This window comes from Albidovulum aestuarii (assembly GCF_029961185.1).
Taxonomy (GTDB): domain Bacteria; phylum Pseudomonadota; class Alphaproteobacteria; order Rhodobacterales; family Rhodobacteraceae; genus Albidovulum; species Albidovulum aestuarii.
The window spans coordinates 538,099-553,132 of the sequence record NZ_JASBQQ010000001.1 but is presented as its reverse complement, the minus strand read 5'-3'; the positions used below and the strand labels follow the sequence as shown (position 1 = coordinate 553,132).

Here is a 15,034-nt window from a genome sequence, read left to right as displayed (position 1 = left end):
GATCAGCTTCCGCCGGGTAGCAGTTCCGCCGCCATCGCCTCGACAATGGGCCGCGCCTCGGCCAGCGTCATACCGGGGCTGAGGCGCCGGTCGTAAAGCATGCGCAACATGAGTTCGTCCTGCCGCGTCAGCAGGGCAAACTCCTCATTGTCGTTGAAGATCGAGGGTCGCGCCCGGGGGTGATCAGCGACAAGGCCGAGGCTCTGGGCCAGTTCCTCGTGAATGCATGAGAGCCGCAACCGCTCCGGCAACTCACCCCGGATCACCGTCAGCGCGCCGGAATAGGACGCGCTCTGTCCCGGCGTGAAAGAAAAGACCGTGCAATAGGTGTCGGGCCGCATGTGGGCCACGCTGTCAAGCGCGGCCTCCGACACTTCGGGTGCGAAAGCACGGATCCGGTCGACGGCCCCGGAGCGCTCATCTGCATTGACGATCATCACGACGTGGTTCGGACGCCAGTCGCTGACCCGGATCGGCAGGCCGGTGAGGCGCGCCAGCCGCGCGGCAAAGTCGCTGATCACCGCCTCATCGGCACGCCGCTGTTCAAGCGGGACGGACGCGCCGAATTCCACACCGATCCGCACGGGTTGACGCCAGCGGTGCAGCCGGTTTTCGCTGGCCTCCGCAACCAGTTGGCCACCGCGTTCGGTGAACTCGTCAAAGAAAGCGATGCGCAGGAAGTTTTCGGCCAGTTCACGTGGGCCGAAGGGGGCATCCTCGGCCCCCGAGTCAGCCCGAAGAAGATCCTGGGCCAGATAGTTCGCCTCCACCCGCGCGTAATAGGCCCTCTCGACCTGGCTTTGCCGCGAGGGTGCGGTGACTAGCGGCCCGTCGGAAGGGGCGGTGCCAGTCGCCTCAGGACCGGGGCCTGTCATGGTGCAGGCCGACAGTCCGACCGTCAGGATCGAGAGGTACAGAACGGACCAGGATAAATGAAAGCGCATGGTGGCTCAGGCGGTCTGGGCGGGCAGGGTGGAACGGGTGGTCAGACCGGCCTCCTTACGGATCGAACACGGGGGAATATCCGATCGCCACGTCCCCTCTTGCGTTCCCAAAAGGTTGCGTGCCGGTTCAGGACCCACCGCTTTGACTGAGCTTCGCATGCCCAGGGCTGCGCGCCAAGCCCATCCCGCCGCCGAACACGCTGCTGGGCAAGAATTCGCGTTTCGCTGGAGCGTTATTTGCGTCCCGGCGGCCCCTTGCGCGGCCCGCCGGTCTTCGGTCGGTCACGCCCCTGACTGTTGTCGCGCCGTGGTCCGGGTTTGCCCCCTTTGGCACCCGCAGGTCCGCCATCGCGGGGTTTGGAGAACTTGCGTTCACCGCCACGTTCGGCCGCCGCCGTGCCGGAGCGCGGTTTGGCGAACTTGCGATCCGGTGCGCCCTCGCTGCGACCACCCTCGTCGCGCGGCTTCTGGAACTTGCGCCCGCCCCGTGCTTCCTCCGACCGCGGCTTTGAAAACCGGCGTTCACCCTGATCGCCCTCGGAACGGGGTTTTGAGAACTTGCGCGCGCCATCCGTCCCGGAACCCTCGGACTTCGTACGGGGTTTCCCGAACTTGCGGTCCCCGTCGCGCTCCGTCCGTTCGCCGTCACGGCGGGGTTTGGAGAATCTGCGCTCGCCCGGGGCTGCGTTGTCCTCTGCGCGCGGGAACCGGGGTTTGCCGCCCTTCGGCCGGTCGTCCCGTTGCCGCGCTGGACCCGTATCGCCGTCGCGATCGGGGCGTTTCGTCCAGCGAGGGGCCTTCGCCCCGCCGTCCTCGTCGGCCCGGCGCGGTGCCCGGGGTTTCTGCGGACCCTTGGCGTCGCCACTACGCGGCGTGCGTGGCTTGCGGTCGCGCGGTGCGTCACCGTCGCGCGGTTTGCGCTTTTCGTCAGCCGGTTCCTCGCCGATCAGCCCGCCAAGCTGCTCGCGCAGCACCTTGGCCTTTACCTCGACCACATCGCCGGCCTTCATCTTGTTCAGCCGGAACGGGCCATAACTGACGCGGATCAGCCGGTTCACGATCAACCCGACCTCGGTCATCGCCCGACGGATTTCCCGGTTCTTGCCCTCGCGCAGGCCCACCGTAAGCCAGGCGTTGGCGCCTTGCTGCTTGTCGAGCGTGATTTCCATCGGCTGGAACTCCTCGCCCTCGATCGTCACGCCTCGGCGGAGGGGGTCGAAGGTCGCGTCGTTCGGGCGGCCGTTCACCCGAACCCGGTATTTGCGCAGCCAGCCGGTGGAGGGCAGTTCCAGCTGCCGCTTCAGTCCGCCGTCATTGGTCAATAGAAGCAATCCCTCGGAGGTCAGGTCGAGCCGCCCGACGCTCATCACCCGCGGCATGCCTTCTGGCATCGTGTCAAAGACGGTCTGACGGCCCTTTTCGTCCTTGGCCGAGGTCACAAGCCCGATGGGTTTGTAATACAGCCAGAGCCGCGCAGGCTGAGGTTCGTCGATCAGCTTGCCGTCCAACGTCACCTTGTCGGCAGGTGCGACGTCAAGCGCGGGGCTGTCGACCTTTTTCCCGTTCACCGAGACGCGACCCTCAAGGATCATTTTCTCTGCGTCCCGGCGCGAGGCAACTCCCGCACGCGCCATGGCCTTGGCGATCCGTTCGCCCTTGGATTTCTCGTCGCTCATGGGTCCGCCCCCGGGTATGGCACTAAAGCGCTCCCTCTATACAGAATCACCGCCCGGGGGAAGCGCTTGCGTGAGCACGCGGGGCAGGGCATGAGAGGCCATGAGCGGATTTCGCAGCCATATGGATCAGGCTCTGGCCGAGGCGCGGGCGGCGGCGGCGCGGGGCGAGGTGCCGGTGGGCGCGGTCGTGGTCGCGCCCGATGGCCGGGTCGTGGCGGCGGCGGGCAACCGCACGCGCGAACTGAACGATCCCACCGCCCATGCCGAGATACTTGCCCTGCGCGCCGCCTGCGCTGCTGTCGGGGCTGAACGGCTGCCGGAGCACGACCTCTATGTCACGCTCGAACCCTGCCCGATGTGTGCCGCCGCAATTTCCTTCGCACGGATCGGGCGGCTTTATTACGGGGCGGAAGACCCGAAATCCGGCGGCGTCACCCACGGCGCGCGCGTCTATGCCCATCCGCAGTGCCACCATGTGCCCGAGGTCTATGACGGGATCGGGGCGGAAGCGGCCGCGCAGATATTGCAGGATTTCTTCGCCGGGCGCCGCGGCTGACATAAAGCTTGGTCGAAATCCCCCTCAGAGGTAGCCTTTTCGGGGAAGGGGGACGGGGACATGACAGGTGCCTTGCAGACACGCTCCAAGGTCTATCAGGGTCGGATCACCAATTCGACCATATGGGACCGCTTCGCTCTCCGGCCCGATGACACTTTGGTGGTGACGCCGCCGAAATGCGGCACCACCTGGGTTCAGGCCATCGTCCTGATGCTGATTCATGGGCGAGCTGGCATGGACAAGGTGCTGGACCAGATATCGCTTTGGGTCGATTGCGGGTTTCGCGACGTTGACGAGCGCGCGGCCACAATGACCGCCCAGACCCACCGGCGCTGCATCAAGTCGCACACGCCGCTGGACGGAATTACCTATGGCCCTGCCTGCACCTATTTCGCGGTCTACCGCCATCCGCTCGACGTGCATTTCTCCATGCGCCGCTTCGCGTTGGCGATGAATGTCGACCTGATGACGGATCGCTTCCCCGAAAAGATATCCGAAGGCTTCCGCATGTACTTGGAAGATGCCTCGAAAGATGGCGGCAACGACGACATGACGCTTGACTCGATCACCTATCACTACCGGTCCTTCCGGCGCTGGGCGCATCTGCCGAATGTGCATCTCGTCCACTACGCGGACCTCAAGCGCGACCTGAAGGGGCAGGTGCTGCGGATCGCGGACATCCTCTGCTGCGATCATCCCGAAAGCCTGATTGATGAAATCGTCGAAGGTGCCCGTTTCGACACGATGAAGGCAAATGCCCGGGAAGCTGTTCAGGACCAGAAATCGGTACTCGACAATGCCGAGACGTTTTTCGCGAGCGGCACCAACAACAAGTGGGAAAAACACCTCACACCCGACGAAGTCGCCCTTTACGACCGGCGCATCCGCGAATTGTTGCCGGAGGAGGATGTGCGCTGGCTGGAATGGGGATGTGTCGCGGCGTGACCCCGGGATTGTGTCGGGCTCGACACATACAATCCTCATCGCATCAAAGGTACAATTCCGCGGTTCCTGTCCGTCTGAATCGGTGTATTGTCGCGCCGTCCCGACACACGAACAAAGGAGGCGTTGGATGAACAATTATGATCTCGCTGCGCTCCGCACCCGTGTCGGCGTCTGGGGGATGGCTGTGTCCGCCCGCCCACTGACCCGCGGTTGCTATCAGAGCGCCTCGTAACAGTCAGAAATCAGGCGAGTTTCTTCGCCTCTTTTTCCTGAACCCGTAATCGGAGACCGGCCCGTCCGCGAAGGACGTCTCGCGTATTCCAAACCTGACTTAATCCAAAGGAACCAGTGTGCCGAATGGCGCCTGGCGGAGTGATACAATGAACGCACATTTCATACCTGTCCGCCCCGAGGACCGGCCCCATGTCCGGGCCGTGGCCGTGCTCGTCCACCGCTACGGTGTCTATGCCGTTATCCTGGCGGCGGTGAACCTCGCTTTCCGCAGGCGCCGCTACAGGTGGCGCTTTGACGCCGACCTGTCGGATCATATCCGGCGCGATGTCGGACTGGAGCCGCTGTCGCGGGGCCGTGCCTATTGGGAATTGTGATGCCGGGGCAACGATGCCCCGGCCGTCGCGTCGTGGTCAGAACGTGATCGGGCTTAGCACTTCGGGCTCGATCACATTCACGCCCGGCAGGCCAGATTTCAGCTCATTCGCTGTCTGAGCCAGCAGCGGGAAGGTTCTGTAATGACAGGGAATAACGGTTCTGAAGGCGAAATATTTCTTCGCCGCCCAGGCTGCCCTTTTCATGTCCATGGTGAAATGTCCGCCGCAGGCAAGAATGCCGATATCGGGGGTGTGATACTCGCCCATCCAGACCATATCGGCCATGATATCAGTGTCGCCGGAGACATAGATGACGTGACCATCGCCTGCGATCATGTACCCTGCCTCATGTCCCGCATAGATCGGCCCGTCACGGCCCGATAGCGAGGAGGAATGGCTCGCCGCCACCATCGTGACCTTCGCTCCCCCCAGATCGACCGTGCCACCCTTGTTGAAACCGATACCCGATATCCCCTCGGCTGCCTCCCAATGCGAGATCAGGTCGTAGATGCCGGCGACGGGAATGCCGGCATCTTTCGCGATCCCCACCGCATCGCCGGTGTGATCGCCATGGCCATGCGTGATCAGCACATGGGTCGCGCCCGCAATCGCCTCGGCCCGCCTTTCATCCGGGAACATCGGGTTGCCGGTCAGCCACGGATCAAGAAGGATCACAGCTCCCTCGATCTCGATACGAAAGCCTGAATGGCCAAGCCAGGTGATTTTCATGGCATCCTCCGCGTGTTGCCGCCCTTGCGGGCCGGTCGCCCTCCGGGTAAACCCTGCCCCGATCCAAGGACGGAGTACAGCCCGATGTCCATCGACACCGATACCGCGCGCAAGGTCGCGCATCTGGCGCGGATTGCCGTGAAGGAAGATGACCTTCCGGCGCTGGCAGGCGAATTGTCCGCCGTGCTCGCCTTCATGGAACAGCTCAATGAGGTAGATGTCGAGGGCGTGGAGCCGATGACGTCGGTGACGCCCATGCGGCTGAAGCGGCGGGCGGACGTGGTGACGGACGGGAACATGGTCGACAAGATCCTGTCGAACGCGCCGGACGCGCGCGAAGGGTTCTTTGCAGTGCCGAAGGTGGTCGAATGAGCGAACTGAACAAACTGACCATCGCTGCTGCGCGCGACGCTCTGCGCAAGGGTGAAGTCACGTCCGTTGAGTTGACCGAGGCTTGCCTGGCAGCCATCGACGGCGCGGGGGCGCTCAATGCGTTCGTCCACAAGACGCCCGAGATCGCCCGCGAACGGGCGAAGGCGGCCGACGAGCGGCTGAAAGCCGACGAGGAGGCGCCCGCGATGTGCGGCATCCCCGTGGGCATCAAGGACCTCTTCTGCACCAAAGGCGTGCCCTCGCAAGCTGCGTCGAACATTCTGAAGGGCTTCAGGCCGGAATACGAATCCACCGTCAGCCAGCAACTGGCCGATGCGGGCGCCGTGATGCTCGGCAAGCTCAACATGGACGAGTTTGCCATGGGCTCGTCGAACGAAACCTCGTGCTACGGCAACGCCGTCAATCCCTGGCGGCGGGGCAATGACGTTGCCCAGCTTACGCCGGGCGGATCTTCGGGCGGTTCGGCGGCAGCCGTTGCCGCCGCCCTCTGCCTTGCCGCGACCGGCACCGATACCGGCGGCTCCATCCGTCAGCCCGCCGCCTTTACCGGCATCACCGGCATCAAGCCGACCTATGGCCGCTGCTCGCGCTGGGGCATTGTCGCCTTTGCCTCCTCGCTCGATCAGGCGGGGCCGATGACCAAGGATGTGCGCGACGCTGCGATCATGCTCGGTGCGATGTGCGGTCATGATCCGAAGGATTCCACCAGCGCCGACTTGCCCGTCCCGGATTTCGAGGCGGCACTGACAGGCGACATCCGGGGCAAGAAGATCGGCATCCCGCGCGAATACCGCATGGATGGCATGCCCGAAGAGATCGAAAAGCTCTGGGCAGACGGCACCGCGATGATGAAGGATGCGGGCGCCGAGATTGTCGATATCTCGCTGCCCCATACGAAATACGCCTTGCCCGCCTATTACGTCGTGGCGCCCGCCGAGGCGTCGTCGAACCTCGCCCGCTATGACGGGGTGCGCTATGGCCACCGGGCGAAGCTCAGCCAAGGCGACGGCATCACCGAGATGTACGAAAAGACCCGCGCCGAGGGCTTCGGTCATGAGGTGCAGCGCCGGGTGATGATCGGCACCTATGTACTCTCCGCCGGCTTCTACGACGCTTATTACAACCGCGCCCGCAAGGTCCGCGCGCTGATCAAGCGCGACTTCGAGAACGTCTTCGCCGAGGGCATCGACGCGATCCTGACACCGGCGACCCCCTCGGCCGCCTTCGGGTTGGGCGAGATGGCCGATTCCGACCCGATCGCCATGTATCTCAACGACGTCTTCACTGTGACGGTCAACCTCGCGGGCCTTCCGGGTGTCGCGGTTCCCACCGGCCTTGACCGTCAGGGTCTGCCGCTTGGATTGCAGCTGATCGGCCGTCCGTGGGAAGAAGGCGATCTGCTGAATCACGCCTATGTGCTGGAGCGCGCCGCAGGATTTGTTTCCAAACCCGCGAAATGGTGGTAAGTGGCGCCGCTTAAAAGGATCGGAGAGTTCCGGATGCGTTACCTGTTACCCTGCCTTGCCCTGTTGCTTGTCACTGCCTGCGTCCCGTCCGAGCCTGCTGCTCGTGGCGGCGGGGTCGGTTTTGGCGACTACGATGAATACCAGCGCCAGCAGGCAGCTTTGCAGGCGCAGCGTTACGCTTCGACGCAGACCGTGCAGGGGCCGGTGGCCAATCCAGCCGTGCCTTTCCCGTCCAGCGGCACCGGCGCGCCGACCGCGGCCGAGCTTGCCCAAGCCGGCGTCAGCGGCGCGGCCCCCCTAGCGCAGAGCCAGATCACGGCGGCACCGCAGCAGCCGATTTATCCCCAGACCGCTGCGGTGACCCCTGCGCCCGCGACCGTTCCTGACGCGGCCCCTGCGGTCAACAGCGCCGGTATTTCGGACGAGCAGGACTTTTCCGCCGTCTCGACCCGCGAGACGATCGAATCCGACAAGGAGCGGATTGCCCAGAACCGGGCTCAGTATCAGCAGATTCAACCGGGGGCGCTGCCCACGCGCAGCGGCGGCAACGCGGCGCTGATCATCGAATATGCGGTAAAAGCCCCGAACCGTCTGGGCGAGGCGATCTACCGCCGCTCCTCCATCGCGCTTGCCAATCACGAACGCGCCTGCGGCCGCTATGACAATCCGGAAGCCGCGCAAGAGGCCTTTCTGAAATCCGGCGGACCCCAGCGCGATCCGAAGAACCTCGATCCGGATGGCGACGGCTTCGCCTGCCGGTGGGATCCGACGCCGTTCCAGAACGCACGCGGCTGAATTTTGGCCTTTGCCTCGCCCAATTCCGGCGACAGGCGGGAAGGGGCGCGGCCGAGCCTGATCGTGATCCACTATACCGCGATGCCGACCTGCGCCGAGGCGCGTGCGCGGCTTTGCGACCCTGCGGCCGAGGTGTCGGCGCATTGGCTGATCGCCGAGGATGGGACCTGCGACCAACTGGTCGATGAAGCCCGGCGCGCCTGGCATGCCGGGGCAGGGGCTTGGGGTGGTATAACGGATGTGAATTCCCACTCCATCGGGATCGAACTTGCCAATCCCGGCGATGCGCCGTTTCCCGAACCGCAGATGGCCGCGCTGGAACGGCTGCTTGCCGTGATCATGGCGCGCTGGGCGATCCATCGCGAAGGCGTTATCGGTCATTCCGATATGGCGCCCGAGCGCAAGCGCGATCCCGGTCCCCGGTTCGACTGGCAGCGGCTGGCGCGAAGCGGACTTGCCATATGGCCGCGGGCTGAGGGCGATCCCAGTGCTGATTTCGGGATCTCAGCCCGTACGTTCGGCTACCCGGATGTGGCGCCGGATGCGGTTCTGGCCGCCTTCCGTTTGCGGTTCCGCCCGGGCGTCCACGGGCCAGAGGACGACACTGACCGGGCCATGGTTGACGACCTCGCCAGACGCTTTCCGTTCAATAGGTTGACGTGAGGTTTCCGGGGCTCGGCCGTATTCGACCCGGCCCCCGAAGCCTCATGACATCAGGGCAGCTTGCGCGCTTCGGCGAACGACAGAAGTCGCCGCCCCGTTTCGTCCCAAAGGTGCAGTCGCGCGCAGGACAGGCTTTCGCGCAGGGTCAGCCGGTTCGCGGTCGCCAACGCGCTGTGATCACGCAGAACCTCAGGCAGCCGGTAGAAGGGGATACGGCTGTACAGATGGTGGACGTGATGGATGCCGATATTTCCGGTGAACCAGCGCAGGACCGGTGGCAGAACATAGTGCGAGCTGCCGTGCAGGGCAGCGTCGTGCAACTGCCACTCGTCACCCATCTCCCAATGGGTTTCCTCGAACTGGTGTTGGACGAAAAAGAGCCAGACCCCGGCCGAGGCTGCGACCAGTACAGTCGGCAGGAAGACCAGTGCGATGACTTTCAGCCCGCCGAAATAGATGATCGCGGTGAGGATCGCGGCGAGTGCGATATTGGTGCCCATTGCGCTGACCCAGTACTGTGCGCCACCGCGCATGAGGCCCACGGGCAGGCGATTCTGAAAGAGGAATATATAAATCGGCCCGATCACGAACAGGGTGATCGGGTTGCGGTAGAGCCGGTAGCCAAACCGCCCCAGCGGCGACAATGCCCGGTATTCCCGGACTGTCATCGTATGGATATCGCCAACGCCGCGCTGGTCCAGATTGCCGGCCGAGGAATGATGGATCGCATGTGTGCGCCGCCAGACATCGTATGGCGTGAGCGTCAGGACACCGATTGCCCGCCCGGCCCAGTCTGCGAGCGTTCTGCTGCGGAAATATCCGCCATGGCCACAATCGTGCTGGATCATGAAGAGGCGGACCAGAAAACCTGCATTCAGGACCGCGATGGTGAGGGCCAGCCAACCGCTGATCGACACCGCCCACCAGGCGACGGCCCAGAGGCCGAGGAAGGGAATGACGCTGACCAGGAGCTCGTAAGTGCTGCGCAGCGGGTCGGGGTCACGATAGGCCGCCAGGATGCGGACCCAGTCCTTTGGGTCGGTAGCGACGGTCGTCTCTTGTGGCATGCTGTTCATTCGTGCGGCATCGTTCCATCTGAGGTGAGCTTCTGGCTGCCACCCTGCGCCGCAACATCGAACTTTCACAGGTTCCGCCGGGTCGGGCGGGGCGTCGTGTCTACAGCAATCCCCCGCCGTGTAACGTGGGATCGGTCGTGTGTCGAGTGGCAGGACGTCTGAAACCCTCAGGATAGGGTCAGTGAAGCCGCGCCTGTGTCAGATATCCCTCGATGGTCTCCTCGCCGAGGGCTTTCAGCGCCTCCAGCCGGTGCAGCCCCTCGACCAGCACGAAGTTCTCTCCATCCGCCCGGACCCGGATCGGCGTAAGCTGCCCCTCTTCCAGAATGCTCTCGGCAAGTTGGGCGACCTTGGCCGGATCGAGCGTCTTGGCGCGCTTCACGGGCACCCGGACGCGGTCGATGGGGAAGGTGGTCTTTTGGAGCATGTGACGGTTCCGGTTTGGCAGCGGAAGCGTAGCAGGATGTGCGCCGAGGGGAAGGGGGCAATCATTTTGCAAGAGGCATCGGATGGGTTTTCTCGCGCTGTCGCAGCAAATGGCGGCTTTGAGCCCAATATTATCATTGTGAGTTCCTGTTGGTTGCGATCTCAGCGCGAAAATGCGGCATGAGCGGAAGAACCAAGTAATGAAAAACCTTGTTCGAGCGACGGCCTTGTTGAAGTGTTGCAGGTGAACAGAGAAGGGACTGCCATGCTTTCACGAGTTTTGATCTTGGGGGCCGGCTTCGGAGGCATGGAACTTGCCACGCAACTGTCTGATGCGCTGGGCGAGGCGGCTGACGTAACTGTGATCGACAAGGGAGAGAACTTCGTTTTTGGCTTTTCCAAGCTGGAGATCGCATTCGGCAAACAAACCCTAGAAGATGTCCGCCATCCCTACAGGGAATTCCACAAGCCCGGCGTGCGACTGGTGCACGATACGATTACAGCCATAGATCCCGAGTCACGTCAGGTGACGACCGCAAATGGCAGCTATACAGCTGAATATCTGGTGGTTGCGCTCGGGGCAGAAGTCATACCGGCCGCAACGCCAGGACTGGCAGAGATTGGCACACATTTTTATAGCGTCGATGGGGCCGAACGTGTTTGCGCGGCGCTGCCTGATTTCAAGAAGGGCCATGCCATAATCGGCATTTGTGGCTTTCCCTACAAATGCCCGCCCGCTCCAACCGAGTGCGCTCTGTTCTTAGATAGTTATTTGCGTCGGCGTGGCCTACGGGATGCCTGCGAGATTACTTTGGTTTCGCCTCTTTCAATCCTGACCCCTGTGTCGCAAGAGCTGTCAGATGATTTGATGCACGCCTGCGATGAAGCCGGTGTGAAAGTCTTCCTAAAAACAATGGTTACGTCCGTTGAAGGTGGCGTTGCCACTCTGGATGACGGGCAGCAGTTGCCGTTTGACCTGTTTCTTGGGGTGCCAAGGCATGCCGCACCACAAGTGGTCCGCGACAGCGGCTTGACCGACGGTGATTGGGTTTCGGTTGACCTCGCTTCAATGCAAACGGCTTTTCCCAATGTCTATGCGATTGGCGACATTGCCAAAACTGGTTTGCCCAAAGCCGGTTCATTTGCCGAAAGTCAGGCCAGCGCAGTTGCCAGCGGCATTCTTTCAAGAATCAAAGGCGTAGCTCCAAAGCCCAACACGGGCAGTGGAGAATGTCAGGTCGAACTCGGGGACGGTCGTGTCAGTTGGGCCGATGCAGATTTCCTTAGCGGGCCAAAGCTGAAAGTTGTTTACAATCCACCCTCGCTTGAAGGGCGAAAGCATAAAGAAGCCTTCGCGAAGAACCGCGAAATACGATGGTTTGGGAAGTAAGAATTGCGGCAACCAAGAAGACGCGCATCTCACCAATTTGCCATCAGTTTCAGATTTCTAACAGTAGCGAGAGTCCAGCCTGACCAGCAGTAGCGCGGCGGCGGAAAGGCTTGGTCAAGGCCACCTTAGAAGCGAAGTTGACCTCAACTCCAGAAACTTCAACGGCTGCTTCGTCCCGCAGTTAAGTCATTCGCCCGCACGGTGCAGAGTGACGGCGAAGTGAAACCCCGCTCTAAGCCCGTACGCCGCTGAACCGTTTCTGCCAATCCTCGCGGTCCTCATCGGCAATCTTGGCGAAGAGAACGTCAGGAGTTTCGAAGGCGTGGCCGGGCTTGAGGGCCGTCAGCGCCTCGGCGATGGGTCCGGGCCAACTTTTATCCCCGCAGCCCATCGCCTTCAGCATCGTGGCCGAGGCGTCGGGGATGAAGGGTTCCGACAGGATCGCGTAGAGGCGCACGAGGTTCAGGCCCAGCCGCACCATCGCCGCCGCGCGGTCGGGGTCTTCCTTGAAGACCGACCAGGGGGCCGCCGATTGCAGATATTCGTTGCCCGCCACCCAGATCGCCCGAAGCTCGGTCGCGGCCTTGCGGATCTCCATCGCCTCCATATGCGCCTCATAGACGCGGACACGGGCCTCAAGCTCCTCGATCAGCGCCTGCGCCCGTTCGCCGGTCTGGCCGCCCTCGGGCAGAGCCTCGCCGAATTTCGAGCGGCAGAACTTGGTGATGCGGCTCACGAAGTTGCCCAGCACATCGGCGAGGTCCTTGTTGACCGAAACCTGGAAGTTCTCCCACGTAAACTCACTGTCCGAGTTTTCGGGTGCGTGGCTGAGCAGCCACCAGCGCCAGTAATCGGCGGGCAGGATCGAGAGCGCCTGATCCATGAAGACGCCGCGCCCCTGCGAGGTGGAAAACTGGCCACCATCGTAGTTCAGGTAGTTGAAGCTCTTGATGTAATCGACCTTCTTCCACGGCTCGCGCGACCCCATGATCGTCGCGGGGAAGCTGAGCGTATGGAAGGGCACGTTGTCCTTGCCCATGAACTGGACGTAACGCACATCCTCGGCGCCCTTGTCGGTGCGCCACCAGCGTTCCCAGTCGGCCTCGGTCTTGCCGTTCGCATCGGCCCATTCGGCGGTGCCGGCGATATATTCGATGGGGGCGTCGAACCAGACATAGAAGACTTTGCCGTCCATGCCAGTCCACGGCGCGCCCTCGAACTGCACCGGCACACCCCAACTCAGGTCGCGGGTGATGCCCCGGTCCTGCAACCCGTCACCGTCATGCAGCCATTTCTTGGCGATGGACGTGGTCAGGACCGGCCAGTCCTGCTGGCTGTCGATCCATGCCTCGATTTCACCCTTCAGCGATTTCTGCTTGAGATAGAGATGCTTGGTTTCGCGCACCTCCAGTTCGGTCGAACCTGAGATGGCCGAGCGGGGTTCGATCAGATCGGTGGGGTCCAGCTGCTTGGTGCAGTTCTCGCACTGATCGCCGCGGGCCTTGTCGTACCCGCAATTCGGGCAGGTGCCCTCGATATATCGGTCGGGCAGGAAGCGGTTGTCGGCGACGGAGAAGACCTGGCTTTCGGTCACTTCCTCGATGAAGCCGTTTTCGGCGAGTTTCTTCGCGAAATGCTGGGTCAGGGTGTGGTTGCGCGCCGATGACGAACGGCCGAAATGGTCGAAGGACAGGCGGAACCCCTTGGCCAGATCGCTTTGCACCTGCCACATCTCGGCGCAATACTCGGCAACCGGCTTGCCCGCCTTGGCGGCGGCAAGCTCGGCCGGGGTACCGTGTTCGTCCGTGGCACAAATGAACATCACCTCATGGCCGCGTCCCCGCATGTAGCGGGCATAAAGGTCAGCCGGAAGCTGAGACCCCACGAGATTGCCGAGATGCTTGATCCCGTTGATGTAAGGGATTGCCGAAGTGATGAGAATCCGAGCCATCTGTCGCCTTTCCGTCCGTCGCCGGGCCGATTTACCGGCTTTGGGCGGCAAGGGCCAGAGGGTTCAGTCCTCGCCGTTCCGCTTCAGGAGCCGCCCGATCAGGAAGCTCGTGCGCGGCGTGTAGACATAGCGGGTGCGGTCGGAGGGTGCGGGGCGCGCGCGCATGCGAAGCGCGCCAAAAGCGAGAAGGCCAAGATGAATCGTCGCGATGAAGACGAACATCGAGGCCGGGCCGAACCATGCGATCAGGCTGGAGGCGATCAGCGGCGAAGCGATTGCACCGAGCGCGTAAAGGAACATGAGCGCGGCCGACAGCTCCACCCGTTCCTCGTCGGTGGCGAAGTCATGGGCATGGGCGGTGGAAACCGAATAGATCGGCATCGTGGTTATCCCGAAGAACCCTGCCGTAAGAAAGATCGCGACGATGCCCAGGCCCGACAGCGCGACGGCGGTGCCGCAGGCAACGGCGGCCGTGACCGAAAGCCACATGAGAACCGTGCGGCGGTCGTATTTGTCGGCCAGCCAGCCGACCGGGAACTGCGCCACGGCGCCGCCAAGGACGAAGGCGGCAAGGAAAAGCGCGATCATGTCGGCCGAAAGTCCGACCTCGATCCCGTAGATCGGGCCGACCATGCGGAAGGCGGCGGTGGAGACGCCGGAGACGATGACACCGGCGGCGGCGAGCGGCGACTTTGCCCAGGCCATTGAAGGCCTGAGCCGCGGGGCCTCGGGCGTGTCCGGCTGTTCGGCGCGGCTGACGGTGAGGGGCAGAAGGGCGGCACAGCAGATGATGGCAAGGAGGTTATAGGAAAAATAGGTAGCGGGGCTCAGGACCCCGATGACGAGCTGTGCGGCGAGCGAGCCGCCGACATCGACGATACGGTAGATACCCATCGCCCGGCCGCGCGTCTCGTTCGTGACCTTGGCCTGCAGCCAGGCCTCAATGATCGTGTAGCAGCCCGCGACGCAAGCGCCCGAGGCCATGCGCAGAAGCGCCCATGCGATGGGGTCGACGATCATCATATGGGCGATAAGCCCGATCGTGCCGGCGGCCGTGAAGGCCGCGAAAGCGCGGGAGTGGCCGACAGTGCCCATGAGCCGGGGCGCCCACCAGCAGCCGATGAAAAAGCCGAAAAAATGCGCTGAACCCAGTGTGCCGATTTCGGCAGTGGAAAAGCCAAGCTCCACACCCGAAAGCGCATCGAGCGGCGCCACGCCGCCGGTGCCGAGCTGCAAAAGGACGACCGACAGAAACAGGGCAGCGAAGGAGATCAGAAGGCGCATTGGACAGGTCCGGAATGTCACCGGCACCTTGGCCTCCCGGGCCGGGAAAGCCCAGCGTAAAACACCGCGCCGTGTGCTTTTTGGCCAGGTGTGATCCGGCGGAGCGCCCGCAAGCGGGCGCAAGATATATCT

At 63.1% G+C, this 15,034-nt stretch carries 15 protein-coding genes; 8 read left to right on the top strand and 7 right to left on the bottom strand.

Annotated features, from left to right (window positions below; genetic code table 11):
- Nucleotides 1-2: 2 nt before the first annotated feature.
- Both QKW60_RS02820 and QKW60_RS02815 read right to left on the bottom strand, forming a co-directional pair.
- Nucleotides 3-944, bottom strand: coding sequence for a DUF2927 domain-containing protein (locus QKW60_RS02820; protein ID WP_282366266.1), 942 nt, complete (start codon nt 942-944; stop codon nt 3-5).
- Nucleotides 945-1,177: 233 nt separating this feature from the next.
- A complete protein-coding gene (locus QKW60_RS02815) occupies nt 1,178-2,620 on the bottom strand; it encodes a pseudouridine synthase (protein WP_282366265.1) in 1,443 nt (480 codons plus the stop codon).
- Nucleotides 2,621-2,720: 100 nt separating this feature from the next.
- On the opposite strand from QKW60_RS02815, the gene QKW60_RS02810 reads away from it, so the two are divergent.
- The 3 genes from QKW60_RS02810 (at nt 2,721) to QKW60_RS02800 (ending at nt 4,729) form a co-directional block, all read left to right on the top strand.
- The gene (locus QKW60_RS02810; protein ID WP_282366264.1) at nt 2,721-3,176 is read left to right on the top strand and encodes a nucleoside deaminase; all 456 of its coding nucleotides are present in this window, start codon (nt 2,721-2,723) and stop codon (nt 3,174-3,176) included.
- Between the two features lie 60 nt (nt 3,177-3,236).
- Nucleotides 3,237-4,121, top strand: coding sequence for a sulfotransferase domain-containing protein (locus QKW60_RS02805; protein WP_282366263.1), 885 nt, complete (start codon nt 3,237-3,239; stop codon nt 4,119-4,121).
- A gap of 380 nt (nt 4,122-4,501) precedes the next feature.
- Nucleotides 4,502-4,729, top strand: coding sequence for a hypothetical protein (locus QKW60_RS02800; protein WP_282366262.1), 228 nt, complete (start codon nt 4,502-4,504; stop codon nt 4,727-4,729).
- Nucleotides 4,730-4,765: 36 nt separating this feature from the next.
- Here QKW60_RS02800 and QKW60_RS02795 read toward each other — a convergent pair whose 3' ends face one another.
- Nucleotides 4,766-5,458 (bottom strand): metal-dependent hydrolase, encoded by a 693-nt coding sequence (locus QKW60_RS02795; protein ID WP_282366261.1) that lies wholly within the window; start codon nt 5,456-5,458, stop codon nt 4,766-4,768.
- An 84-nt stretch (nt 5,459-5,542) separates the two neighbouring features.
- Here QKW60_RS02795 and gatC point away from each other — a divergent pair, with 84 nt between their 5' ends.
- The 4 genes from gatC to QKW60_RS02775 are packed head-to-tail and all read left to right on the top strand — an operon-like array spanning nt 5,543 to nt 8,775.
- On the top strand, nt 5,543-5,830 hold the full coding sequence (gene gatC / locus QKW60_RS02790; protein WP_282366260.1) for an Asp-tRNA(Asn)/Glu-tRNA(Gln) amidotransferase subunit GatC: 288 nt from the start codon (nt 5,543-5,545) through the stop codon (nt 5,828-5,830).
- The gene (gatA, locus tag QKW60_RS02785) at nt 5,827-7,317 is read left to right on the top strand and encodes an Asp-tRNA(Asn)/Glu-tRNA(Gln) amidotransferase subunit GatA (protein WP_282366259.1); all 1,491 of its coding nucleotides are present in this window, start codon (nt 5,827-5,829) and stop codon (nt 7,315-7,317) included. The genes gatC and gatA overlap by 4 nt, the downstream gene beginning before the upstream one ends.
- 33 nt (nt 7,318-7,350) lie before the next feature.
- Nucleotides 7,351-8,112, top strand: a complete 762-nt coding sequence (locus QKW60_RS02780; RefSeq protein WP_282366257.1) for a hypothetical protein — start codon at nt 7,351-7,353, stop codon at nt 8,110-8,112.
- A 3-nt stretch (nt 8,113-8,115) separates the two neighbouring features.
- On the top strand, nt 8,116-8,775 hold the full coding sequence (locus QKW60_RS02775) for an N-acetylmuramoyl-L-alanine amidase (RefSeq protein ID WP_282366256.1): 660 nt from the start codon (nt 8,116-8,118) through the stop codon (nt 8,773-8,775).
- 50 nt (nt 8,776-8,825) lie between these two features.
- Here QKW60_RS02775 and QKW60_RS02770 read toward each other — a convergent pair whose 3' ends face one another.
- The gene (locus QKW60_RS02770) at nt 8,826-9,842 is read right to left on the bottom strand and encodes a fatty acid desaturase (RefSeq protein WP_282366255.1); all 1,017 of its coding nucleotides are present in this window, start codon (nt 9,840-9,842) and stop codon (nt 8,826-8,828) included.
- Between the two features lie 187 nt (nt 9,843-10,029).
- Nucleotides 10,030-10,278, bottom strand: a complete 249-nt coding sequence (locus QKW60_RS02765) for a ParB N-terminal domain-containing protein (protein ID WP_282366254.1) — start codon at nt 10,276-10,278, stop codon at nt 10,030-10,032.
- Between the two features lie 264 nt (nt 10,279-10,542).
- Here QKW60_RS02765 and QKW60_RS02760 point away from each other — a divergent pair, with 264 nt between their 5' ends.
- Nucleotides 10,543-11,667, top strand: coding sequence for an NAD(P)/FAD-dependent oxidoreductase (locus tag QKW60_RS02760; protein ID WP_282366253.1), 1,125 nt, complete (start codon nt 10,543-10,545; stop codon nt 11,665-11,667).
- Between the two features lie 232 nt (nt 11,668-11,899).
- Here the strand turns inward: QKW60_RS02760 and metG are convergent, their stop codons facing one another.
- Together metG and QKW60_RS02750 are read right to left on the bottom strand one after the other, a co-directional pair.
- Nucleotides 11,900-13,618: a methionine--tRNA ligase gene (gene metG, locus QKW60_RS02755; RefSeq protein ID WP_282366252.1), complete on the bottom strand. Its 1,719-nt coding sequence runs from the start codon at nt 13,616-13,618 to the stop codon at nt 11,900-11,902.
- Nucleotides 13,619-13,681: 63 nt separating this feature from the next.
- Nucleotides 13,682-14,902 carry an MFS transporter gene (locus tag QKW60_RS02750; RefSeq protein WP_282366251.1) on the bottom strand — a complete coding sequence of 407 codons (1,221 nt, stop codon included), beginning with the start codon at nt 14,900-14,902 and terminating at the stop codon, nt 13,682-13,684.
- Nucleotides 14,903-15,034 lie beyond the last annotated feature (132 nt).

Excerpts from the sequence above, each read along its gene's own strand:
- QKW60_RS02805 (WP_282366263.1), top strand. The coding sequence starts at position 3,237 with ATGACAGGTGCCTTGCAGACACGCTCCAAGGTCTATCAGGGTCGGATC.
- gatC (WP_282366260.1), top strand. The coding sequence starts at position 5,543 with ATGTCCATCGACACCGATACCGCGCGCAAGGTCGCGCATCTGGCGCGG.
- QKW60_RS02820 (WP_282366266.1), bottom strand. The coding sequence starts at position 944 with ATGCGCTTTCATTTATCCTGGTCCGTTCTGTACCTCTCGATCCTGACG.
- QKW60_RS02815 (WP_282366265.1), bottom strand. The coding sequence starts at position 2,620 with ATGAGCGACGAGAAATCCAAGGGCGAACGGATCGCCAAGGCCATGGCG.
- gatA (WP_282366259.1), top strand. The coding sequence starts at position 5,827 with ATGAGCGAACTGAACAAACTGACCATCGCTGCTGCGCGCGACGCTCTG.
- QKW60_RS02760 (WP_282366253.1), top strand. The coding sequence starts at position 10,543 with ATGCTTTCACGAGTTTTGATCTTGGGGGCCGGCTTCGGAGGCATGGAA.
- QKW60_RS02770 (WP_282366255.1), bottom strand. The coding sequence starts at position 9,842 with ATGCCACAAGAGACGACCGTCGCTACCGACCCAAAGGACTGGGTCCGC.
- QKW60_RS02750 (WP_282366251.1), bottom strand. The coding sequence starts at position 14,902 with ATGCGCCTTCTGATCTCCTTCGCTGCCCTGTTTCTGTCGGTCGTCCTT.
- QKW60_RS02795 (WP_282366261.1), bottom strand. The coding sequence starts at position 5,458 with ATGAAAATCACCTGGCTTGGCCATTCAGGCTTTCGTATCGAGATCGAG.
- QKW60_RS02800 (WP_282366262.1), top strand. The coding sequence starts at position 4,502 with ATGAACGCACATTTCATACCTGTCCGCCCCGAGGACCGGCCCCATGTC.
- QKW60_RS02780 (WP_282366257.1), top strand. The coding sequence starts at position 7,351 with ATGCGTTACCTGTTACCCTGCCTTGCCCTGTTGCTTGTCACTGCCTGC.
- QKW60_RS02810 (WP_282366264.1), top strand. The coding sequence starts at position 2,721 with ATGAGCGGATTTCGCAGCCATATGGATCAGGCTCTGGCCGAGGCGCGG.
- QKW60_RS02765 (WP_282366254.1), bottom strand. The coding sequence starts at position 10,278 with ATGCTCCAAAAGACCACCTTCCCCATCGACCGCGTCCGGGTGCCCGTG.
- metG (WP_282366252.1), bottom strand. The coding sequence starts at position 13,618 with ATGGCTCGGATTCTCATCACTTCGGCAATCCCTTACATCAACGGGATC.